This window comes from Nocardioides sp. Z43_10, from assembly GCF_059766615.1.
The window spans coordinates 16,723-38,429 of sequence record NZ_JCBAJY010000014.1 but is presented as its reverse complement, the minus strand read 5'-3'; the positions used below and the strand labels follow the sequence as shown (position 1 = coordinate 38,429).

The 21,707-nt window shown below is 72.7% G+C and carries 22 protein-coding genes; 16 read left to right on the top strand and 6 right to left on the bottom strand.

The features are described from left to right. Positions 1-2: 2 nt before the first annotated feature. Together AC6EI4_RS19005 and fadD1 are read left to right on the top strand one after the other, a co-directional pair. Positions 3-1,121, top strand: coding sequence for an acyl-CoA dehydrogenase family protein (locus AC6EI4_RS19005; RefSeq protein WP_498452429.1), 1,119 nt, complete (start codon positions 3-5; stop codon positions 1,119-1,121). Positions 1,122-1,209: 88 nt separating this feature from the next. Then, the gene (gene fadD1, locus AC6EI4_RS19000) at positions 1,210-2,796 is read left to right on the top strand and encodes a fatty-acid--CoA ligase FadD1 (protein WP_498452428.1); all 1,587 of its coding nucleotides are present in this window, start codon (positions 1,210-1,212) and stop codon (positions 2,794-2,796) included. 145 nt (positions 2,797-2,941) lie between these two features. Here the strand turns inward: fadD1 and AC6EI4_RS18995 are convergent, their stop codons facing one another. From AC6EI4_RS18995 to AC6EI4_RS18985, 3 genes are all read right to left on the bottom strand, one after another. Further along, complete coding sequence (locus AC6EI4_RS18995; protein ID WP_498452427.1) at positions 2,942-3,961, bottom strand: CNNM domain-containing protein; 1,020 nt, start codon at positions 3,959-3,961, stop codon at positions 2,942-2,944. Beyond that, positions 3,961-5,319: a hemolysin family protein gene (locus AC6EI4_RS18990; RefSeq protein WP_498452426.1), complete on the bottom strand. Its 1,359-nt coding sequence runs from the start codon at positions 5,317-5,319 to the stop codon at positions 3,961-3,963. Before AC6EI4_RS18990 ends, AC6EI4_RS18995 begins: the two co-directional genes overlap by 1 nt. Before the next feature lie 212 nt (positions 5,320-5,531). Then, positions 5,532-6,185 carry an HD domain-containing protein gene (locus AC6EI4_RS18985; RefSeq protein ID WP_498452425.1) on the bottom strand — a complete coding sequence of 218 codons (654 nt, stop codon included), beginning with the start codon at positions 6,183-6,185 and terminating at the stop codon, positions 5,532-5,534. A 104-nt stretch (positions 6,186-6,289) separates the two neighbouring features. Here AC6EI4_RS18985 and AC6EI4_RS18980 point away from each other — a divergent pair, with 104 nt between their 5' ends. Further along, entirely contained in the window at positions 6,290-6,955 is a 666-nt protein-coding gene (locus tag AC6EI4_RS18980) for a hypothetical protein (RefSeq protein WP_498452424.1), read from the top strand. A gap of 10 nt (positions 6,956-6,965) precedes the next feature. Here AC6EI4_RS18980 and AC6EI4_RS18975 read toward each other — a convergent pair whose 3' ends face one another. Further along, entirely contained in the window at positions 6,966-8,084 is a 1,119-nt protein-coding gene (locus tag AC6EI4_RS18975; protein WP_498452423.1) for an NAD(P)H-dependent flavin oxidoreductase, read from the bottom strand. A 118-nt stretch (positions 8,085-8,202) separates the two neighbouring features. Here AC6EI4_RS18975 and AC6EI4_RS18970 point away from each other — a divergent pair, with 118 nt between their 5' ends. From AC6EI4_RS18970 to AC6EI4_RS18925, 10 genes are all read left to right on the top strand, one after another. Further along, positions 8,203-9,024 carry a crotonase/enoyl-CoA hydratase family protein gene (locus AC6EI4_RS18970; RefSeq protein WP_498452422.1) on the top strand — a complete coding sequence of 274 codons (822 nt, stop codon included), beginning with the start codon at positions 8,203-8,205 and terminating at the stop codon, positions 9,022-9,024. Positions 9,025-9,193: 169 nt separating this feature from the next. Beyond that, on the top strand, positions 9,194-10,579 hold the full coding sequence (locus AC6EI4_RS18965) for a TrkH family potassium uptake protein (RefSeq protein WP_498452421.1): 1,386 nt from the start codon (positions 9,194-9,196) through the stop codon (positions 10,577-10,579). Next, positions 10,572-11,237, top strand: coding sequence for a potassium channel family protein (locus AC6EI4_RS18960; RefSeq protein WP_498423062.1), 666 nt, complete (start codon positions 10,572-10,574; stop codon positions 11,235-11,237). The genes AC6EI4_RS18965 and AC6EI4_RS18960 overlap by 8 nt, the downstream gene beginning before the upstream one ends. 6 nt (positions 11,238-11,243) lie before the next feature. After that, on the top strand, positions 11,244-11,417 hold the full coding sequence (locus AC6EI4_RS18955) for a hypothetical protein (RefSeq protein ID WP_498423064.1): 174 nt from the start codon (positions 11,244-11,246) through the stop codon (positions 11,415-11,417). A gap of 89 nt (positions 11,418-11,506) precedes the next feature. After that, positions 11,507-11,881: a PaaI family thioesterase gene (locus tag AC6EI4_RS18950; RefSeq protein ID WP_498423066.1), complete on the top strand. Its 375-nt coding sequence runs from the start codon at positions 11,507-11,509 to the stop codon at positions 11,879-11,881. 263 nt (positions 11,882-12,144) lie between these two features. Beyond that, complete coding sequence (locus tag AC6EI4_RS18945; protein ID WP_498452420.1) at positions 12,145-12,876, top strand: TetR/AcrR family transcriptional regulator; 732 nt, start codon at positions 12,145-12,147, stop codon at positions 12,874-12,876. A 13-nt stretch (positions 12,877-12,889) separates the two neighbouring features. Beyond that, positions 12,890-13,879: an ABC transporter ATP-binding protein gene (locus AC6EI4_RS18940; protein ID WP_498452419.1), complete on the top strand. Its 990-nt coding sequence runs from the start codon at positions 12,890-12,892 to the stop codon at positions 13,877-13,879. Beyond that, entirely contained in the window at positions 13,876-15,510 is a 1,635-nt protein-coding gene (locus AC6EI4_RS18935; RefSeq protein ID WP_498452418.1) for an ABC transporter permease, read from the top strand. The genes AC6EI4_RS18940 and AC6EI4_RS18935 overlap by 4 nt, the downstream gene beginning before the upstream one ends. Positions 15,511-15,577: 67 nt before the next feature. Beyond that, positions 15,578-16,531 (top strand): mycothiol transferase, encoded by a 954-nt coding sequence (locus AC6EI4_RS18930; protein WP_498452417.1) that lies wholly within the window; start codon positions 15,578-15,580, stop codon positions 16,529-16,531. 59 nt (positions 16,532-16,590) lie between these two features. After that, a complete protein-coding gene (locus AC6EI4_RS18925; RefSeq protein WP_498452416.1) occupies positions 16,591-17,907 on the top strand; it encodes a PP2C family protein-serine/threonine phosphatase in 1,317 nt (438 codons plus the stop codon). Here the strand turns inward: AC6EI4_RS18925 and AC6EI4_RS18920 are convergent. Then, the gene (locus AC6EI4_RS18920) at positions 17,904-19,115 is read right to left on the bottom strand and encodes an MFS transporter (RefSeq protein ID WP_498452415.1); all 1,212 of its coding nucleotides are present in this window, start codon (positions 19,113-19,115) and stop codon (positions 17,904-17,906) included. The two genes, AC6EI4_RS18925 and AC6EI4_RS18920, sit on opposite strands and share 4 nt — an antisense overlap. 23 nt (positions 19,116-19,138) lie before the next feature. Here AC6EI4_RS18920 and AC6EI4_RS18915 point away from each other — a divergent pair, with 23 nt between their 5' ends. Then, positions 19,139-19,714, top strand: a complete 576-nt coding sequence (locus AC6EI4_RS18915) for a TetR/AcrR family transcriptional regulator (protein WP_498452414.1) — start codon at positions 19,139-19,141, stop codon at positions 19,712-19,714. On the opposite strand, the gene AC6EI4_RS18910 is transcribed toward AC6EI4_RS18915, so the two are convergent. Beyond that, a complete protein-coding gene (locus AC6EI4_RS18910; RefSeq protein ID WP_498452413.1) occupies positions 19,693-20,250 on the bottom strand; it encodes a DUF2087 domain-containing protein in 558 nt (185 codons plus the stop codon). The genes AC6EI4_RS18915 and AC6EI4_RS18910 overlap by 22 nt on opposite strands. 236 nt (positions 20,251-20,486) lie before the next feature. Between AC6EI4_RS18910 and AC6EI4_RS18905 the strand changes: the two genes are divergently transcribed. Next, positions 20,487-21,140, top strand: a complete 654-nt coding sequence (locus AC6EI4_RS18905; RefSeq protein WP_498452412.1) for an HD domain-containing protein — start codon at positions 20,487-20,489, stop codon at positions 21,138-21,140. Between the two features lie 113 nt (positions 21,141-21,253). Beyond that, positions 21,254-21,703 (top strand): iron chaperone, encoded by a 450-nt coding sequence (locus tag AC6EI4_RS18900; RefSeq protein WP_498423085.1) that lies wholly within the window; start codon positions 21,254-21,256, stop codon positions 21,701-21,703. Positions 21,704-21,707 lie beyond the last annotated feature (4 nt).

Genomic DNA, 21,707 nt, shown 5'->3' with positions numbered 1-21,707 from the left:
CCGTGGACTTCACCTTCACCGCCGAGCAGGAGTCGGCAGCCGCACTGGCGGCCGAGATCCTCGCCGACCGGGCCACCCCGGAGCGGATGCGCGCCGTCGAGCAGGGCGGGGACCGCTTCGACCGGGACCTGTGGGCCGAGCTGGGTTCGGCGGGGCTGCTGTCGCTGGCGCTGCCCGCGACGCACGGCGGTGCCGGGCTCGGGCTGATCGAGCTCTGCCGGGTGCTGGTCGAGGTCGGCCGCCGGGTGGCGCCGGTGCCGCTGGCCTGGCACGGGCCCGCCGGGCGCCTGCTCGCCGAGCACGCCAGCCTCGCCCAGCAGGACCGCTGGCTCCCGGGCGCGGCCTCGGGCGCCGTACTGCTCACCGCGGCGGTCTCCGAGGAGCACGCCTTCTGCCCGGTGCGGCCGACGACCACGGCCACCCCGACGCCGGGCGGCACCGGGCACCGCCTGCGCGGCACGAAGGTCGTGGTGCCGGCCGGGATGGACGCCGACGCGCTGCTGGTGCCTGCGCAGACGCCGCGCGGAGTGGGCGTCTTCCTGGTGCTCCCCGACGACGCCGGGGCGCGGCTGGTCGGTGGCCGGGTCTCCGACGGCGACACCGTCGCCCGCCTCGAGCTCGACGACACCGAGCTCGACGGGGACCGGCTGGTCGGGCCGGCGGACGGCACCGTGGACGGGCGGCTGCGCGACCTGCTGGTGCTCGCGGCCTGCGCCCAGCAGCTCGGGGTGACCGAGGGGGCGTCGGCGCTGACCGCGGCGTACGCCCGCGCCCGCGAGCAGTTCGGCCGGCCGATCGGCTCCTTCCAGGCGGTCTCGCAGCGCCTGGCCGACGGCTACATCGACGTGCTCGGTCAGCAGCTCACCCTGTGGCAGGCCGCCTGGCGCCTCGACGAGAGGCTGCCCGCGACGACCGAGGTGGCCACCGCCAAGCTGTGGGCGGCCGACGCCGGGCACCGGGTCGCGCACACCACCGTGCACGTGCACGGCGGGGTGGGCATCGACCTCGACGCAGAGGCGCACCGCTACTTCACCGCCGCCAAGCGCTTCGAGCTCGCCTTCGGGGGCACCACCGAGCAGGCACGGGCGATCGGGCGTGCGCTGGCGACCGAGCCGGTGTGACCACGTGACTCACCGCACATCGGGCGGCGAAATCTGGTACCTCTAGGCCCACGTCGTGCGCTGGGCGCACCCGGACCCTGGAGGACCGATGGTGCAGGAGACCGTGCAGCAGCTGCTGCGCACCAGACTCGACGACGACAGCCCCGCGCTGCTGTTCGGTGATCGCTGCTGGACCTGGCGCGAGCACCTGGCCGAGGCCGCCGAGCTCGCCCGGGCGCTGATCCGGGTCGCCGCGCCGGCCCGGCCGCTGCACGTCGGCGTCCTGCTCGGCAACACCCCCGACATGGCGCGGGCGCTGGCCGCCGCGGGACTGGGCGGCTTCGTGCTGTGCGGTATCAACACCACCCGCCGCGGCGCCGGCCTGGCGCGCGACGTACGGCTCGCGGAGTGCCAGGTGCTGCTCACCGACGCCGAGCACCACTCGCTGCTCGACGGCCTCGACCTCGGGGACGTCCGAGTCGTCGACACCTCCAGCGCGGCCTACGCCGAACTGCTGTCCGCGGCTCCGCGCGACCTCGTCGTGCACCGGGAGAGCGAGCCCTTCGACACGTTCATGCTGATCTTCACCTCGGGCACCTCCGGCGACCCGAAGGCGGTGCCGCTCAGCGACGTGATGGTGCTGATCGCGGGGATGACGCTGCGCGACAGGTACACCCTGACCGGCGCCGACGTCTGCTACCTGTCGATGCCGCTGTTCCACTCCAACGCGCTCCTGGCCGGGTGGGCGGTCGGCATCTGCACGGGAGCGGCGATGGCGCTGGCGCAGTTCAGCGCCACGCGCTTCCTCGACGACGTCCGCCGCTACGGCGCCACCTACATGAACTACGTCGGCAAGCCGCTCGCCTACGTGCTGGCGACGCCCGAGCGGCCCGACGACGCCGACAACCCGCTGCGCGTCGCGTTCGGCAACGAGGCCGACGAGCGTGACATCGCGGACTTCGGGCGCCGCTTCGACTGCGAGGTGCGCGACGGGTTCGCCTCGACCGAGGCGGCGGTCGTCATCCTGCGCGTCGACGAGACACCGCCGGGCTCGGTGGGCCAGCCGTACGCGGGCGTCGCCGTCTACGACCCCGCCACCGTGGCGGAGTGCCCCCGGGCGCTCTTCGACGAGAACGGCGCGCTGGCCAACCCCGCGGAGGCGATCGGCGAGCTGGTCAACACCGAGGGCGCTTGCTGGTTCTCCGGCTACTACAACGACGAGCGCGCCACCGCCCAGCGGGTGCGGCACGGGATGTACTGGAGCGGCGACCTCGCCTACCGCGACGCGGACGGCTTCGTCTACCTGGCCGGGCGCACCGACGACTGGCTGCGGGTGGACGGCGAGAACCTCGCCCCCGCGCCCCTCGAGCGGATCCTGATGCGGCTGCGGAAGATCAACCGGGTGGCCGTCTACGCCGTGCCCGGCGCGCGGGACGCCGACCAGGTGATGGCCGCGCTCGTGCTCAACCACGGCGCGCGCCTCGAGCCGGCCGAGCTCGAGGCCTTCCTCACCGCACAGGGCGACCTCTCCCCCACGGCCTGGCCCCGCTACGTCCGGATCGCCGCGGACCTGCCGAGCACCGCGACGCACAAGATCCTCAAGCGCGAGCTGGTCCGCCAGGGCACGGCCGCCCCCGACCCGCTCTGGGTGCGCGAGGAGCGAGGCACGGCGTACGCGGTGGTGGCGCGGGCCTGACGCCGGGTCTTGGGCCTTTCTGCCCCTGGTGGTTTCCCCGGCCGACCGGGGATCGCTGAACTTGTCAGGCGAAATTTCGGCCGACAAGTTCAGGCTTCCCCGGTCGGCCGGGGAAACCTGCAGCCAGCCGCCACGTCCGGGTCGGCTACGCCGGCTGTTCGCGCAGCGGGAACAGTCGCTGCAGCAGGTCGGCGATGGTGACCAGACCACGCATCCGGTCGCCCTCGCTCGGGCCGGTCACGACGGCCAGCTGGTTGCTGGTCTCGCGCATCCGCGCCAGGGCGGCGTACACCTTGGTGTCGGCGGACAGGGTGAGCACTGGCCGCGTCACGGCGGTGATCGGCTCGGTCTCGTCCGACTCGAGGGTGTCACGCACGTGGACGACACCGACTGGTCGTTCGGCGCCTCCGACCAGGATCCGCAGATGGCCGGTCCGCCGGCTGGCGGCCTGCACGTCGGCGATCCGGGCCCCCTCGGGCACGGCCGTGGTCGGGGTGGCCCGCACCAGGTCTCCGAGGGTGAGGGTCTCGAGCTCCAGCGCACCCGAGAGCTGGACCGAGTACGACGCGTCCAGCGCGCCCACGTTGGCGGAGTGCTCGACGAGCTGACGCAGCCCGGCGAGGTCCTGCCCTGCCCCCATCTCGTCGATCGGCGTCACCCCCACCTTGCGCAGGCACCAGTTGGCCGCTTCGTTGAGCGCGCGCAGCAGCGGCCGAGTCAGCCACATGAAGCCGCGCATCGGGATCGCCAGCATCGTGGCCGAGCGTTCCGGATGTGCGATCGCCCAGGACTTGGGGGCCATCTCGCCGACCACCAGGTGCAGGAAGGTGACCACGACCAGGGCCAGCACGAACCCGGTCACGTCGGCGAGCCAGACCGCGACGCCCCAACCCTCGAAGAGGGGCGTGAGCCAGTGGTGGACCGCCGGCTTGGTGATCGCGCCCAGGGCGAGCACGCTGATCGTGATGCCCAGCTGGGAGCCGGCCAGCAGGACGGTGAGCTCCGAGGAGCTGCGCAACGCCGCCCGAGCGGACCGGCTGTCGGGAGCCGCATCCTCGAGGCGGTGCCGCTTGGCGGCCATCAGCGCGAACTCGACAGCCACGAAGAACGCGCTCGCGGCGATGATGACAACGGTGGCGACGGCCACCAGAATCGGGTTCTCCATCAGGACTTCTCCTCGGCCGGGTGTTGCTCGATGGTGATGCGCAGGACCGAGGGGACGTGCTGCTCGACCTCGATCACCTCCAAGCGCGCATGGCGGGGACCCGGTTCCTCGTCGTGGGCCAGGTCGGCCGGGTCGTCGGGCAGTCGGATCTCGATGAGGGTGCCGACCTCGGGCAGCCGGCCGTGCTCGGCGATGACCAGGCCGGCCAGGGTCTGGTAGTCACCCTCCGGCAGGTCCTGGTCGAGGGTCCGCTCGACCTCGTCGAGCGGGAGGTCCCCCGGGATCAGCCAGGAGCCGCCGGTGTCGTTGACCACGATCGGCTCGGCGCGGTCGTGCTCGTCGGTCAGCTCACCGACCAGCTCCTCGGCGAGGTCCTCCAAGGTCAGCACGCCGACGAACCCGCCGTACTCGTCGACCACGGCGGCCAGCTCGTTGCGGGTGCGGGACAGCTCCTCGAGCGCGTCCGGCAGCGCCATCCGAGTCGGTACGACGAGCGCCGGGCGCACCAGATCGGCCAGCGTGGCACCGGGGGCGGCGTCCAGTACGTCAACGAGGTGGACGACGCCGACGATGCACTGCTCTGCGTCGGTGACCGGGTAGCGGGAGTGTCCGGCAGCCATCAGCCGGCGTACCTCGCAGACCTCGGTCCCGACGCTGACGACGTCGACTCGGTTGCGCGGCACCATCGCGTGCTCGACGTCTCGGGTCGGGAAGTCCAGCACCCGGTCAAGCAGCACGGACAGCTCCTCGGGCAGGTCGCCGGCCGCGCGTGACTCCGCCACGATGTGCTCGAGGTCGCGTGCCGACGCGGAGTGCTCGACGTCGTGCACCGGCTCGATGCGTAGGGCGCGCAGCAACAGGTTGGAGGACTGATCGAACACCCAGATGAGCGGGCCGGTCACCTTCAGGTAGGCCAGTGTTGATCGGGCCAGCCAGTCCGCCACCGGACCGGGGCGGGAGATGGCCAGGTTCTTGGGGAACAGCTCACCGAAGAGCATCTGCACGAGCGTGGAGAACACCAGCGCCAGAACCGTGCCGATCCCGACGCCGACCGCCGTCGGGACGCCCACACCGCCCAGCATCGTGCCGAGGGAGTCACCGATCAGCGGCTCGGCGACGTAGCCGACCAGCAGCCCGGTGACGGTGATGCCCAGCTGGGCGCCCGAGAGCATGAACGAGGTCCGTCGGGTGACTCGCAGCGCACGCGCGGCCGTGGCGTCCCCGGCGGCGGCGCGCGCCTTCAGTCGGGACCGGTCGACCGCCATGTAGGCGAACTCCTGAGCCACGAAGTAACCGGTCGCGGCGGTGATGGCCAACACCACCAGCAGACCCAGCAGGAGCGACAGGATCGTGATCATCGGCCACCCATCCCCGCCACGGCGCCTCGAGGAGCCTCAGTTCGAGTGTGAATGGCCTGGCCTGGTCGGGGCTTCTTCTTGCGCATGATGCTCGTTCAACGGACCGTCCACGGGGGAAGTTCCGATCGCGGGCGTGCCCTGGAGCACGCGCGCCGCCCAGCCCCGCGTCGGTGGTTCTGCCCCAGCGCGCACCCAGCGCGCCCGGCCCGGCCCTACTCTGGCCAGGCGCTGTTCTGGATGACGTCGACGAAGTCCCGCCGCCGGAAGTGCGGGTCGAAGTGCGCCAGCACGTCGTCGTTCATGGTGCCGAAGGTGGTGTCCGGGCGATCGGCCATCCCCTCGTAGAAGGCGCGCAGGATCCGGCGCTTGAAGTCGGGGCGCGGGTGGGTCTCGAGCACCGCGCGCCTGACCTCCTCGCCGATCTCCGCCAACCCCAGCCCGAGTACGTCGGTCTCCACGCCCAGCGTGACCACGGCGACCTCGGGGGCCAGCCGCAACGGCACCTCGGGGGTGGTGTGCAGGGAGATGGCCAGCCACACGTCGCCCGCATCGGACTCCGAGCGGCCATGCTCGCGCAGGAAGTCGAAGGCGACCTCGGCACCGTCGATCTCGAAGCGCTGATCGGCCTGACGGTAGCGGCGGGTGAGCCCCAGGTCGTGGAACATCCCGCCCACGTAGGCAAGCTCGGGGTCGACCTGCAGTCCACGCGCCCGGGCCTTGAGCATGCCCCAGAGGAAGACGCGACGGGAGTGGTGGAACAGCGCGTCGCCCAGCGCCGGGTCGTCGTTCGCCTCACGCACCAGCGCTGTCGCCGCGCGGGCCAGCTCGGTGTCGGGGATCTGGATGCCTGCGATGGTCTCGGTCACGGGTGCCTCCCGGCGGATGTCGACGCTCCCCCCATCATGGCCCCCGCCGCGGTCGGACGGAGCCCGCGAGACCCCGCGGGACGGACATGCGGCAGGCTGGTCCCATGACCTCGCAGGACGGTTCCCCCGACGAACGCGCAACCGAGCTCGGCGAGCGCCTGGCCACCTGGCTGGAGGACCTGCACCTCACCGACCAGCTCACCGAGGCCGGCCTGCCGACGTTCACCCGCGACGCGGACGGGCGCGCGGCCTGGACCGACCCCAACACCCAGCAGCCGCTGAGCCTCGAGCAGCTCGAGCAGCTCGACGCGATGCTGCACAAGGACGGGTCCGAGCCCGAGCACGCGGTGCCGGTGGCGCTGCTGCAGCTGGCCCGCCTGGCCCGGCTGCGCCAGCAGCTGCTGGCCAGCGACTGGTTCACCTACGAGACCCTGGCCGAGGTGCGCGGGACCTCGGTCGACGCCACCCGCTTCGCCGTGCACAAGGCCGCGAACAACCACCGGCTGCTGGTCGTCCCGGCCGACGAGCGCACGCTGGTGCCCGCCTTCCAGCTCACCGAGGACGGTGAGCCCCGCCCCGACCTCGCCCCGCTGCTCGAACCGCTACTCGCCGCCGGCATCGAGCCGTGGCGCGCGTGGGTGTGGCTGACCCAGCCGGCCGGCCTGCTGGCCGGGCTGGTGCCGGAGCAGGCCGCCGCCGACCCGGAGACCGCCACGATGGCGCAGCGGGCGGCCGTGGCGCTGGCCGAGCGGGTCGCCGACCGCTCCTGAGCGGCCCCGCTCAGAGAGGAGCGGCGGCCCCGCGCAGCGAGTCGAGCCGGGCGACGACCTGGTCGAACTCCGCGACCAGGTCCGCCATCACGTCCGCGACCGGGCGCACCTCGTTCATCCGGCCCACGATCTGGCCGATCGGCATCGAGATCACGTCCGGATCCCCCGACGCGCTGATCCGGCTGTGCGCCTCGGCGACCAGCAGGTTCTGCAGCGGCATCGGCAGCGGCTCCGGTGCGTCCTCCTCGGCCCAGGCCTCGGTCCACTTCGTCTTGAGCAGCCGGGCCGGCTTGCCGGTGTAGACCCGGGTGCGCACGGTGTCGCTGGACGTGGCGCGGGTGAACGCCTCGGTCCAGCCGTCGTGCGACTGCAGGTTCTGGTACTCCGTGGTGCCGAGCCAGATGGACCCGGTCCACACGCCCTGCGCCCCCAGCGCCAGCGACGCCGCCACCTGCCGCCCCGAGCCGATGCCACCGGCGCCGAGCACCGGCACGTCGGGACCCACGGCGTCGACGATGTCGGGAGTGAGCACCATGCTGGCGATCTCGCCGGTGTGCCCGCCTGCCTCGTAGCCCTGCGCCACGATGATGTCGACGCCGTTGCGGACGTGGTTGACCGCGTGCTTGGCCGCGCCGGCGAGGGCGGCGACCTGCACCCCGCGCTCGTGACACTTGTCGATGACGTCCTTGGGCGGGGAACCCAATGCGTTGGCGATCAGCACCGGACGGTGGTTGAGCGCGATGTCGAGGTGGGAGCGGGCCACCGAGTGCAGCCAGCCGAGCACCCCCTCGCGCCCCTCGCCCTCGGGCAGCGGCGGGACGCCCAGCTTCTGCAGGGTGCGCTCGACGAAGGAGATGTGCTCCTCGGGGATCATCGCGGCCAGGTCGAGCGAGGTGCCCTCGGTCGGCACCTTCATCGGCATCACGATGTCCACGCCGTACGGCTTGCCGTCGGTGTTGTCGTCGAGCCACGTGAGCGTCCTCTCGAGCTCCTCGGGATCGTTGAACCGCACGCAGCCGAGCACGCCCAGGCCACCGGCGCGCGAGACGGCCGCCGCGACGTGCTCGGAGGGAGTGAACGCGAAGATCGGGTAGTCGATGCCGAACTGCTCGCAGATGTCGGTGCGCATGAGCGTGAGACTAGAACACGTTCTCGTTTATGGCTAGGCTCCCGAGTACGCCGCGACCCGGCCCCACAGCCCGCTGGGACGGTCGCCCGCCACTTCCTCTCGCCATCCAGGAGCACCGGTGACCGACACCATCCCCGAGTCCGCGCCCACCGCCGAGCAGCCGCACTGCCTGGTCGAGTACGCCGACCACAAGCTCGTCGTGACCATGAACCGGCCCGAGTCCCGCAACGCGCTGTCCGGCGAGATGCTCGCCCTGATGAGCGAGGCCTGGGACCGCGCCGACAGCGACGCGGATGTCCGTGCGGTGATCCTGACCGGGGCCGGCGGCTACTTCTGCGCCGGCGCAGATCTGAAGGCGATGACCCGCACGGCCCCCGGCGACAGCTTCGCCTCCGGTGACTTCGACCCCTCGCGGATCAAGTCGCTGCTCAAGGGCTACCGGCTCAGCAAGCCGCTGATCGCGGCCGTCGAGGGCCCGGCGATCGCCGGTGGCACCGAGATCCTGCAGGGCACCGACATCCGCGTCGCCGGCGAGTCCGCCAAGTTCGGCGTGTCCGAGGCCCGGTGGAGCCTCTACCCGCTGGGCGGCTCCGCCGTGCGCCTGGTCCGCCAGATCCCCTACACCGTGGCCGCCGAGCTGCTGCTCACCGGCCGCCACGTGCTCGCCGCCGAGGCGAAGGAGATCGGCCTGATCGGACACGTGGTGCCCGACGGCACGGCGCTGGCGAAGGCGCACGAGATCGCCGACCAGATCGTGGCCAACGGGCCGCTCGCCGTACAGGCCATCCTCAAGACCATGCGCGACTCCGAGGGCAGGCACGAGGACGACTGCTGGGCCGACGATGCCCGGGTGGGCGCCGCCGTCTTCGCCTCCGAGGACGCCAAGGAGGGGCCGCGGGCGTTCGCGGAGAAGCGCAGGCCGGTCTTCCGGGGGCGATGACCGGCGCAGCCCGGGCCCCAGCAGCCCCGGCCCCACGTCCAGGAGCGGCAGATCTTGACGCCGTCTTAACGCCTGTTGGCGCCGCGGTGCCCCCGCTGCGGGGCAGGGTGGGGGCGGACAGGCGCGACCTGCGCTGAAGCGGCCTCCGCTTCCCAGCAACCTCGACCCAGTGGAGTGTCTCGCCGTGCCGGAGCTGCTGGGCCTCTCACGCAGCCGGCCTTCATCGCGGCGACTGGTCCGCCATCCCTCGCAAGCCGTGGTGCTCGGCTTCGCCGCCGCCGTGGCAGCCGGGACCGTGCTGCTGATGCTGCCGGTCGCACGCACCGGCGACGGTGGCGCGCCGATCGTGACCGCCCTGTTCACCGCCACCAGCGCGGTCTGCGTCACCGGTCTCGCCGTCGTCGACACCCCGTCGTACTGGTCGGGCTTCGGGGAGGGCGTCATCCTGCTGCTGATCCAGATCGGCGGCTTCGGGATCATGACCCTCGCCTCGCTCCTCGGGCTGCTGGTGTCGCGGCGGATGGGGCTGCGCACCCGCCTGACCGCGGCCGCCGAGACGAAGGCGGTCGGCCTGGGCGACGTGCGCTCGGTGATCAAGGGCGTCGTGAAGGTGAGCCTGATCTTCGAGGCAGCGACCGCGCTCTGCCTCACTCTCCGCTTCCGCCTCGGGTACGACGAGGCGCTGCCCACCGCCGTCTACCACGGCGTCTTCCACGCGGTCTCGGCCTTCAACAACGCGGGGTTCGCCCTCTACTCCGACAACCTGATGGGGTTCGTCGCCGATCCGTGGATCTGCCTGCCGATCGCCGTCGCGGTGATCACCGGTGGCCTGGGCTTCCCGGTCCTGTTCGAGCTCCGCAAGCAGCTGCGCGCCCCGGGGTTGTGGAGCCTGCACACCAAGATGACCCTGGCGATGACCGGCGTCCTGCTGGCGGGTGGAACCCTCTTCGTCACCGCCAACGAGTGGAGCAACCCCGGCACCCTGGGCGCACTCGACGCCCCGGGCCGGCTGCTGGCCGGGTTCTTCCAGGCGGTGATGCCGCGCACCGCGGGCTTCAACTCGCTGGACTACGGACAGATGCACGAGGGCACGCTGCTGGGCACCAACGTGCTGATGTTCATCGGCGGTGGCTCCGCGGGCACGGCCGGTGGCATCAAGGTCACCACGTTCCTGGTCCTGTTCTACGTGATCTACGCCGAGGTGCGCGGCGAGCGCAACGTGGACGCCTTCGACCGGCGCATCGACGACCGCGCGACACGGCAGGCGCTCACCGTCGCGCTGCTGTCGGTCGCGGCGGTGACGACCGCGACGCTGGCCCTGCTGGAGCTCACCGCAGTGTCGACCGACGCGGTCCTCTTCGAGGCGGTCAGCGCGTTCGCGACCGTGGGCCTGTCGACCGGGATCACGCCGCACCTGCCGGCCTCGGCCCAGCTGATCCTCACCGGACTGATGTTCCTGGGCCGGCTCGGCCCGATCACCCTGGTCTCCGCTCTCGCGATGCGCGAGCGGCAACGTCTGTACGAGCTACCGGAAGGGCGGCCTCTCATTGGCTAGGTCCAAGCACACCAGCGGAGTCGTCGTCATCGGTCTGGGGCGCTTCGGCAGGTCCCTGGCCCTCGAGCTCGTCAAGGAGGGCACCGAGGTCCTCGGCATCGACTGCGATCGCAAGATCGTGCAGTCGCTCGCCGGGCGCCTCACCCACGTGGTCGAGGCCGACTCGACCAACGAGGAGGCGATGCGCCAGCTCGCCGTCCACGAGTTCGACCGAGCCGTCATCGGTGTCGGCAACGACCTCGAGGCCAGCCTGCTCTCGGCCTCGGTGGTGCTCAACCTGGCGGTGCCCAACGTGTGGGCCAAGGCGATCAGCCACTCCCACGCGCGCATCCTCAACCAGATCGGCGTCCACCACGTGGTGCGTCCCGAGCACGACATGGGCAAGCGCGTCGCCCACCTGGTCCGGGGACGGATGCTGGACTACATCGAGTTCGACGACGGCTACGCGATCGTGAAGACCACACCCCCGCGCCACGTCCTCGACGTCAGCCTGGGCGAGTCGGGGGTTCGCACGAAGCACGGCGTCACGATCGTCGGCGTCAAGCGCGCCGGCGAGGACTTCACCCACGCCACCGAGGCCACCGTCGTTCGTCACGGCGACATCGTCATCGTGTCCGGCCCCCAGGAGAAGGTGGAGCGTTTCAGTGAGCTCATCTGAGGACCGATGAGCACCGCGGACGGAGCGGGCGTCCTCCTCATGCTCGTCGGCGTGGTGCTGCTGGTCCGCGCAACGATCGTGATCGTCGGGAGGACACCGGGCGCCTTCCGCTTCGACGGGCTCAGCACCTTGTTCGCAGCCATCGCCCTGATCGCGCTGGGCCGACTCCTCATCAGCTGAAGCGAAGGCCCCGCAACGCTGGGGCGTGACGACCGCAGCCCATCGGCGGATTCCTGAGTCGGGAGCGCGCGGATGGGTACTGGCGCCGCGTGACTGACACAGACCTCGGATTCATCGAACTCATCGGCGCCCAGGCTCCGGAGGCCGCCGACGGCACGGCGACGCTCACCCTGCAGGCGGAGCAGCGCCACCTCAACCCGGCCGGCACCGTCCACGGCGGGCTGCTCGCGACGCTGGTGGACACCACGATGGGCGCGGCCGTGCGCAGCGCCATCGGCGATGAGACCCCGGCGACCAGCCAGCTCAGCATCACCTACCTGCGCCCCGGCAAGCCCGGGCCGCTGGAGGTGAGCGCCAAGGTGCACAAGCGCGGCGAGAACATCACCGTGTGCGAGGCCGAGGTGGAGCAGGAGGGCAAGTCGCTGGTGCACGCGCTGGCGACGTTCGCCCTCGTGCACGGCTGACCGCCCGGCCGAGGCAGCTCGTCGGCTCGCGCCTCCGGCGGCGCGGACTGCGGGCGGGCGCGCGGGGGTGCCCGGCGGGTGGTGGTTTCCCCGGTCGACCGGGGATCGCTGAACTTGTCAGGCGAAGTTTCGGCCGACAAGTTCAGGATTCGCCGGTCGGCCGGGGAAACCGACAGCCCCGCGCCCGAAATCTGTGGCCTTCCCCGGAATCCGGGTCTACCGTTGACTCAACAGGTGTTGAATTCTTCCACCCTGGAGCAGCGATGACCCGTGACGACCGACGCTCCGACGCCCTCGCCCCCGGCGACGGGTCGTCCGCCCCCGACCGCGGGGGCCGGACCGGACGTCGCCCGGGTCGCGCCGAGACGCGGCAGACGATCCTGGAGGCCGGCCGGGAGCTCTTCGCCGAGCAGGGGTTCGCCGGCACCTCGATCCGTGCGGTCGCGAAGAGTGCGGCGGTGGACCCGGCGCTGGTGCTGCACTACTTCGGGAACAAGGAGGGGCTGTTCCGCGCGGCGCTGGAGATTCCCATCGACCCCGCGGCCCTGGCCGGGCAGATCGCGGCCACCGGCGCCGACGAAGCACCGCTGCGTCTGGTGCAGACGCTCCTGGGGGTGTGGGACTCCCCGGACACCGGACCGGCGATGGTCAGCATGATGCGCCGCGCGGTGGCCACGAAGGGCGACACCGAATTGCTGCGCGACTTCTTCGGCGCGACCGTGCTGCGCGCCGTCGCCACCGCCCTGGTCGGCGACCTGCCCCCGGACGAGGCCCGGGAGCGGGTGTCCCTGGTGGTGAGCCAGGTCCTCGGCCTGTGCCTGCTGCGCCGGGTCTTCGAGCTCGAGCCGCTCGCCAGCATGCCGGCGGACCAGCTGGCCGCCCTGGTGGCGCCGACGGTCTCGCACTACCTGTACGGCGACCTGGCCGACGCCCCGGCCGTCGTCCCGCTCCCGGCCACCCCCGCCACGGAGCACTCCCCCGCGCCCGCCTCCTGAACAGGAGCCAGCCATGACGTCTACCTCACCGGTCCGACCCCGCCCCGGCGCCCCCGGTCCCGGTGCCGGCCCCGCTGTGCGCACCCAGGACCTGGTGAAGCGGTTCGGCAGATTCACCGCCCTCGACGGCCTGGACCTCGAGGTGGCGCGCGGTGAGGTGCACGGCTTCCTGGGACCCAACGGTGCCGGGAAGTCGACGGCGATCCGGGTGCTGCTCGGCCTGCTGCGCCCCAACGCCGGCACGGCCGAGCTGCTCGGCGGCGACCCCTGGCGCGACGTCGTCGCGCTGCACCGCCGCCTGGCCTACGTCCCCGGCGACGTGGTGCTCTGGCCGGCGTTGTCCGGCGGGGAGGCGATCGACCTGCTCGGCAACCTGCGCGGCGGACTGAACCGGGCACGCCGCGACGAGCTGATCGAGCGTTTCGAGCTCGACCCCACCAAGCGTGGACGCCAGTACTCCAAGGGCAACCGGCAGAAGGTGGCGATCGTGGCCGCGCTGGCCGCCGACGTGGAGCTGCTCATCCTCGACGAGCCGACCTCGGGCCTGGACCCGCTGATGGAGGCGGTCTTCCAGCAGGAGGTGGGCAGGGCCAAGGCGGAGGGGCAGACGATCCTGTTGTCCAGCCACATCATGAGCGAGGTGGAGGCGCTCGCCGACCGGGTCAGCATCATCCGCCAGGGCCGCATCGTGCAGACCGGCACCCTGGAGGACCTGCGCGGGCAGGCCGGCGTGACGATCCGAGCGACGCTGGCCCGTCCGCCCGCCGCGCCGGGCCACGGGCTGGGCGTCCTGCGCGACGCGGTCATCGACGAGCACGGGCGACTCACCGCGACCGTCTCGCCCAGTCAGGTCAGCGCCGCGATGGCCGTGCTCGTGCGGCACGACTTCTCCGCGCTGACGGTCTCGGCGGCCTCCCTGGAGGACCTGTTCCTGCGCCAGTACGACGGCAGCTCCGGCACCGAGTCCCCGGCCGGTACCGCCGCCCACGAGGCCCGGCCGTGAGCTCGGTCCTCTCCGCACCGCGCTCCCCCGCCGCCACGGGCCGTCACCGCCTCGCCGGCGTCGGACCGCTGCTGAAGGTGTCGCTGCGCCAGGACGCCCATGCCATCGCGCCCTGGGTGGTGCTGACCTCGGTGTTGTCGGCCTCCTCGATCCTGGCCTATGCCTGGATCTTCCCCGACGCCCAGGACCGCGCCGCGCTGGCGGGGAGCCTCGGCGCGAACCCCGCGCTGTCGCTGATCTTCGGCCCGGCCCGCGACCTGAGCACCGCCGACGGGTTCAACGCCTGGCGTGCGGGCCAGCTCGGCGCGTTCTTCGCCGCCCTGATGGCGATTCTGATCGTGGTGCGCAACAGCCGCGCCGACGAGGACTCCGGGCAGGCCGAGCTGCTCGCCTCGGGGGTGCTGGCGCGCGGCTCGCGCCTCGCCGTCGCCGTCGCGATGGCCGCGATCGCCTCGGTGGCGCTCGGCGTGCTGTCGTTCCTGGTCACGGTCCTGTGCGGGGGCGACGTCGCGGCCACCCTCACCCTGTCCGCCACGTTCACCGCCTCCGGGCTGATGTTCGGCGGCGTCGCGGCCGTCACGTCGCAGCTCGGCTCCGACGCCCGTACGGCGACCAGCCTGGGCGTGGCGGTGCTCGGGGTCTGCTACGTGCTGCGCGGCTACCTCGACACCTCCGGCGCCGCGGACTGGGCGACCTGGCTGACCCCGCTGGGGTGGCTGGCGGAGACCCGCCCCGCCTCGGCGAACAACCCGTGGCCGCTGCTGCTCGCGCTGGCCCTGGCGGTGGTACTCGTGGCGGCCGGCTTCGTGCTGCAGGGTCGCCGCGACTTCGGTCAGGGCGTGCTCGCCCAGCGCCCGGGCCCCGCGCAGGCGGGTGCCGCCGGCAACATCTGGGGCCTGGCGCTCAGGCTGCACCGCGGATCGCTCGTGGCCTGGCTGATCGCGTTCGCCGGTCTGGGCCTGCTCTTCGGCAACCTGGTCACCTCGGTGGGCGACCTGATCGCCGACAACCCGGCCGTCGGCGACGTGATGGCCGCCGGTGCCGCGACCTCCTCCAGTTTCTCCTTCGCGTTCCTGGTCACGATCCTGCAGATCATCGCCATCATCGCGGCCGTGATGGGTGTCCAGGTCGCCCAGCGGATCTACGCCGAGGAGGTCGACCACCGTCTGGAGCCGTTGCTCGCCGGGTCGCTGCGCCGCCGCACCTACCTGACCTCGAACACCGTGGTCGCCCTGCTCGGCACGGCCGCCGCGATGCTGCTGGCCGGCACGTCGCTGGGCCTGGTCGCGCACGGCCAGGACGACAGCATCGCTGTCGGCGACGTGGTCTGGCAGGCCGTCGCCACCATCCCCGCGGTGTGGGTGCTCGTCGCCCTCGCGCTGGCCGCCATCGGCGCGGCGCCCTCGCGCAGGCTGGTCGGCTGGGCCGGGGTGATCGCGACGTTCGGCCTGACCATCCTGGGCCCGACGTTCAACCTGTGGGGCTGGGCCCTCGACATCAGCCCGCTGCGACACGTCCCCGACGTCACCGCGGCGGCGCCCCAGTGGAGTGGGTTGGCCTGGTTGTGCGCCTTCCTCCTGGCGTTCCTCGCGGTGGCGTTCGCGGGGTTCCGGCGTCGCGACGTCGGCTGAGGCTCGAACCACCGCCGCGGCCCGGGCCGCACGAGTGCCGAAGCCCGGACAGGGGTAAGGGCCCAGCATGGTCAACCGACTCAGCGCGATCGTCATCGATGCCGTCGCCCCCGAGCTGGTGGCGCGGTTCTGGTGCGAGGCCCTCGGGTGGCGGGTCGTCGAGCGCGACGCGGAGGTGATCAGCATCGGTCCGGGCGCCGGGGCGGGGCCGGGCATCGACGTGGCGCGGGTCCCGGAGGCCAAGCGGATGAAGAACCGGCTGCACCTCGACCTGCGCCCCGAGGGCGCCAGCACCCAGGAGATGGAGCTCGACCGGCTGCTGGCCCTGGGGGCGTGCCGGGTCGACGTCGGCCAGCCGGCCGACGCCTCGTGGGTCGTCCTGGCCGACCCGGAGGGCAACGAGTTCTGCCTGCTGTCGCGACCCCTCCATCAGGTCGCGTCCTCCGGAGACGACGACGTGGCGCAGCACGTCGGGCACCCCGAGCCGCCGGCCATCGGTGATGAGGCCTCGACGCTGCTGGGGTCCTTGGAGCGGCAGCGGGCGACGTTCGCGTGGAAGTGCGCCGACCTCGACGGCGCCGCGCTGGCCAGGCGGCTGCCGTCCTCCGAGCTCTCCCTCGGCCGGCTCCTCAAGCACCTTGCCTACCTGGAGGACCTGAACTTCACCCACTCCCTGGCGGGTGCCGAGCTGCCGCCACCCTGGGCGGACGTGGCCGCCGCGACCCGATCGGAATGGGTCTTCGACTCCGCGGACCACGACTCCCCCGAGGCCCTCTACGGGTGGTGGCGCGAGGCGGTGCACCGCTCCCGTGCCGCCGTCCGGCAGGCTCTGGAGCCGGATGGCCCCGGCACCACGTATCAGCTCGACGACGGGCAGGCGCTGACGCTGCGACGCCTGCTGGTCGACATGATCGAGGAGTACGCGCGCCACACGGGTCACGCCGATCTGCTGCGCGAGGCTGTCGACGGCCGGGTCGGAGAGGACCCACCCGGACCCCCGTCGCCGTACCGACTCGACTGAGCGCGCGGGGCCGCTGACCACGCCCGGGTACGGCGTCCGGGGGCCGATAGCCTGCCGCTATGCTCCGCGGCATGATGCGTCGGCGCAGGCTCACAGACGTCGGACGCGTGCTGGAGGCCGCAGAGGCGGCCTCACCGGTCGAGGCGGTCGAGGGCGTCGCCCGGGAGCTCGGACGCGCGTTCGGCGCGGCGGCCGTCTCCTTCCTGATCACCGACCTCTCCGGGCGAGCCCTGGTGCGTCTGGCGCACGTGTCGCGCGCGTCCGCGCCGCACCTTCCCGACGCGCAGGTCGATCGCGAGCGCCGCGAGGACGAGGAGTCGGCCACGGTGGTGCCCTTCGACGGCGGCCCGGAGGAGCAGGCCGTTCGCACCCAAGCCGTCCAGGTGCTCGCCCCCGACGGCACCGGCGAGCACCCCGGCCCGTGGCGGGTGCTCGCGCCCGTGACCGAGCGGGGCGAGACCATCGGCCTACTCGAGATGTACCTTCCTGGCGCACCCGACCCGGAGGTGGTCGCGGAGATCGCCCAGGTCGCGCACATCCTCGCCTTCGTGGTGATCGCGAACCGGCGCCACACCGACCTGTTCGAGTGGGGTCAGCGCAGCCGGGCCTTCAGCCTGTCCGCGGAGATCCAGCAGCGGCTGCTCCCCGAGGCGCGCACGTGCGAGGCGGCGGCGTTCACGCTGTCCGGCTGGCTGGAGCCGGCTGCCAGCATCGGCGGCGACACGTTCGACTACAGCCTGGCTCGCGACTCGCTGCACCTGTCGCTGACCGATGCGATGGGGCACGGCGTCGACGCCGCGCTGACCGCGAGCGTGTGCCTGGGAGGTCTGCGAGGGGCCCGCCGGCGCGGCATGTCGCTGCGCGAGCAGGTCTCGGCGACCAACATCGCCCTGTCCGAGCAGGCGGCGAGTCGCGCGGGTGACGACTTCGTCACCGGCCTGATCGCCCGGCTCGAGCTGCGCACCGGCTCGCTCGAGATCGTCAACGCGGGGCACGTCGCGCCGTACCTGCTGCGCGGCTCCGCGCTGACCTCGCCCGAGCTGAGCATCAGCCTGCCGCTGGGGATGTTCGCCGACAGCACCTACGCCAGCACCCAGGTGGCCCTCGAGCCCGGGGACCGGGTCGTCTTCGTGACCGACGGCATGCTCGAGCGCAACGTCGCCGGCGCCGACCTGCCCAGCGCCATCCGGGACTCCCGCGGCCTGCATCCCCGGGAGGTGGTCCGCGCGCTGGCCGACAGCGCGCTTGCGGCTGCCGGACACGCGCTGCAGGATGACGCCACCGTGCTGGTCCTGGACTGGCACGGCATGCACGACGAGTCCCGGGACTCCAGCTCCGGCGCCGACGCGTCGCGGGCGAGCCAGCCGTTGCGCTAGCCGGGTCCCGCGCCGTCGCCGACGGCCTGGTCGACGCGCGCGTCGACCTCCCGCCGGGCGGCACGCGTAGTGCTGCGCTGTCCGCACGAGGCAGCCAGTACGGCGGTGGCGGCGGCGAGCAGGAACGCGGTGGGCAGCCCGTAACCCTCCGCGACGCTCCCAGCCGCCGACGAGCCGCCCGCCTGTCCCAGGACGAGGGTGACGAAGAGCAACGAGGTGCCGCGCGCCGCGTGCTCCGGCGCAAGGAGCGTGGTCCAGGCGATCAGCGCGGACGTCGCGGCGACGAAGCCCCACCCGAATACGACGCACGCCACGACGGCCGCCGCCAGGTGGCCGGGGGCCAGCCCGAGTACGGCGATCGCCACGGCCACGCTGGCCGCGGTGAGCAGCCACGCCCGCGCGGGCAGCAGCCGCGACAACGCCCGGGAGGTGAGCACGGTGGCCGCCCCGCCCCCGCCCAGGGCCATCCACGCGAGGGTGGAGGAGGAGTCGCTGGCACCCTCGGCGACCAGCTGGGCCCGGCCATAGGTCCACACCACCGCCGACGCGGCCCCGAGCAGCGCGGCGGCGCTGGCCGGTGCCAGCAACTCCCGCAGCCAGCCCCCGCCACGCCGCCGGGACGCCTGCGCCGCGCAGGCGGCGCCGCGGCGGTCCAGAACCAGGACGCCGATCCCCAGCACCGTGGTGACGACGGCGCTGATCGCGAACCCCAGCCGCCACTGCGGCAACAGCACCAGCGCGAGCAGCCCAGCGGCCACCAGGCCCGGTCCGGTGCCGGCGTTCACCACGGCCTGGGCCCGGTCCCGGTGCGGCTCGGCGATCGTGCGCGCGACGATGGCCACCAGCCCCGGGGAGGCCAGCCCGGCGCCGGTCGAGCTCAGGATCACGGCCGGCACGAACAGGCTCAGCCCCGGCGCGAACGCCATGCCGGCCGATCCCAGCGAGGCGGTCCCCAACGCGCCCAGGACGAGGGCGCGCGACCGGTCCCCGCCGGCGAGGCCGAACAGCGCGCCGGCGCAGTAGGCGAGCGAGGCGCCCGAGGACACGTAGCCGGCGGTCGCGGAGCTCATCGACAGCGAGGCTTGGATGTCGGGCAGGAACAGTCCGTAGGCCAGCCGGACCAGTCCGTAGGTGGCCGCGATCAGGCCCATGCCGGCGAGCACCAGAGCCGACTCACGACGTCCACCAAACGATAACGTACGTTTCACTTTGTCGAGTCTAGGCTAACCGGGTGGCCACTCGCACCAGCACGCAGACCAAGCTCCTCGACGCCGCCGAGGAGCTGCTCTTCGACCACGGGGTCATCAACACCCCGGTCGACGAGATCCTGGCGCGCGCCGGCGTCTCCCCCGCGACGCTCTACCGCGCCTACGGCAGCAAGGAGGGCCTGGTGGCCGCGGCGCTGGAGCGGCGCCATCGCGAGTGGCTGTCGGTGTGGGACGACGCGGTCGCCGAGGCGCCCGACGCGCGGGCCCGGCTGCTGGCCGTCTTCGACGCCCTGGACCGGTTCCAACGGCGACCGGGCGCCGCCCGTTGGTGCGCCTTCCTGGGCACCGCAGCCGAGTACCCCGCCCCGCCGCCGGTCCTGGCCGCGGCGCTCCAGCAGGAGTCGGAGGCGCTACGCAGTCGGCTGACCGAGCTGGCCACGCCGCTGGTCGGCTCCCACGCGGCGAGCCTCGCCGAGGCGCTGACGCTCGTGGTCTCGGGGCGGCTGGCCATGCGGCTGCGAGACGAGCGAGACGGCACCGTCACGCTCGCCCGCAGCATCGCCGAGACCCTGCTCGATCACCCGGACCGCGTCTGCTGAGGACCCGAGGGGGCCGAAGCCCCCGGCGCGGACCCTCCGTGCACGAAGCCCGGCAGCCAGGCGGCCTCCCAGGCCGGTAGCTCCTGGCGTTGGTGCCGTGCCCGCTCGGGCGCCCGGGCGACCACGCGGTAGCGCCCCTCGCCGCGCTCGAGGTAGTGGTAGTTCACCAGCTCGCGTCGCAGGTAGGCGAAGTCCTCGTGGACGCCGAGGAGCACCGCGTTGACCTCGGGCTCGGTGTAGACCCGGCCGGGTTCGAAGCGGGTCAGCACCTCCAGCAGAGCGGCCGCCCGGGTCTTCCGCTTGGCCGGGATCCGGGCCAGCCGGCCCTCGGTGAACAGGCGTGCGACCAGGCGCTCCTGGTCGCGGCGCGCCTCGTCGTACGCCGTGTCGTGGGCCGAGTCGTGGGCGCTGTCTGCAGCCACCGCCGTCATCGGCGCGGCCCGCTGCGCGATCGCCGCACGGGCGGCGGTGTACGTCTCGCCCGTCCGGATCATCCTCGCCCGGACGACCTGCTTGAAGTCGCGATCCTTGGTCACTGTCCTCACCTCGCCTGCGCCGCGTCCCCAGTACGCCGCAGTGTGTGGAGCGACGAGTGCCAGCCGAGCGCCCGAGGATCTGCTCCCCTTCGCCACCTCGCTCGGACTGGGGCCGACGCGCGGGCTGGGCGCTGGGCGGCGCCACTGCGCAGGATCCTCGCACGGCCGGCACGGATCATCCAGTGGATTACCGAGCACGCCCTCCCGGGTCCCGGTGGTGTCCTAGGCTCAGCGTCGTGCCCGAATCCGAGGACGACCCCGGCCTGATGATCGAGCGCAGCCCGCTGCCCGAGGACATTCCGCAGCGCCTGCGCGAGCAGCTGAGCTTCATCGCCGAGGCCGACAAGCTCAAGACCATCCTGCGGGCCTCGCCGCTCGCCGCCGCCGACCGCAGGGAGAACGACGCGGAGCACTCCTGGCACCTGGCGCTGATGGTGCTGCTGCTTGCAGAGCACGCCGACGAGCCGATCGATGTCGGGCACGCGATGAAGCTGGTGATCATCCACGACCTGGTGGAGATCTACGCCGGTGACAGCCCGGTCTTCGACGCGGCCGCCGTGGTCGGCCAGGTCGAGCGCGAGCAGGCGGCGGCCGACCGGCTCTTCACGCTGCTGCCGGCCGACCAGGCCAGCGGCGTACGCGCGCTGTGGGACGAGTTCGAGGCCGGGCAGACCCCCGAGGCCCGGTTCTGCAAGGGCATCGACCGGCTCGAGCCGATGGTGCTCAACTGGCTCAACCACGGGGGCACCTGGCGACTCCCGGGCGCCACCGAGAGCGCCGTGCGCGCCCGGGAGGCCGGCGTCGCCGCCGCCTCGAGCACGCTGGGCTCGCTCACCGGACGGCTCGTCGACGAGGGACTCGAGCGCGGCTGGATCCGGCGGGACGCCTGAACCGGACACCTCTCGACGGTGGTCAGGAATCGAGAAGCGCCGCGGCGGGTGCGGGCCTAGCGTCGTAGTTGCGGCGCCGGCGACCGCCGGCCCCCACGACGAGAGGAGTCACGATGTCCGCGCAGAAGACCGACACCGGGTCGGACGGGTTCACTGCCGAGGAGCGCGCCGCCATGAAGGAGCGCGCGGCCGAGCTGCGCGCCGAGGGCAGGAAGGGCGCCAAGAAGGCCGACGGCCTCAAGGCGCTGCTGGACCGGATCGCCCAGATGGACCCGGAGGACCGCGCGCTGGCCGAGCGCGTGCACGTCGCCGTGACGCGGGCGGCGCCCGACCTGGCCCCGAAGACCTGGTACGGGATGCCGGCGTACGCCGATCTGGACGGCAAGCCGCTCGTGTTCTTCCAGGACGCGGGGAAGTTCAAGGCCCGCTACGCGACCATCGGCTTCCAGGACAACGCCCGGCTCGACGACGGCGACATGTGGTCGGTCTCGTATGCGATCACCGCGTGGAGCCCGGCGGTGGAGCGCAGGGTCGAGGAGCTGGTGCGGGCCGCCGTCGCGTAGGCCG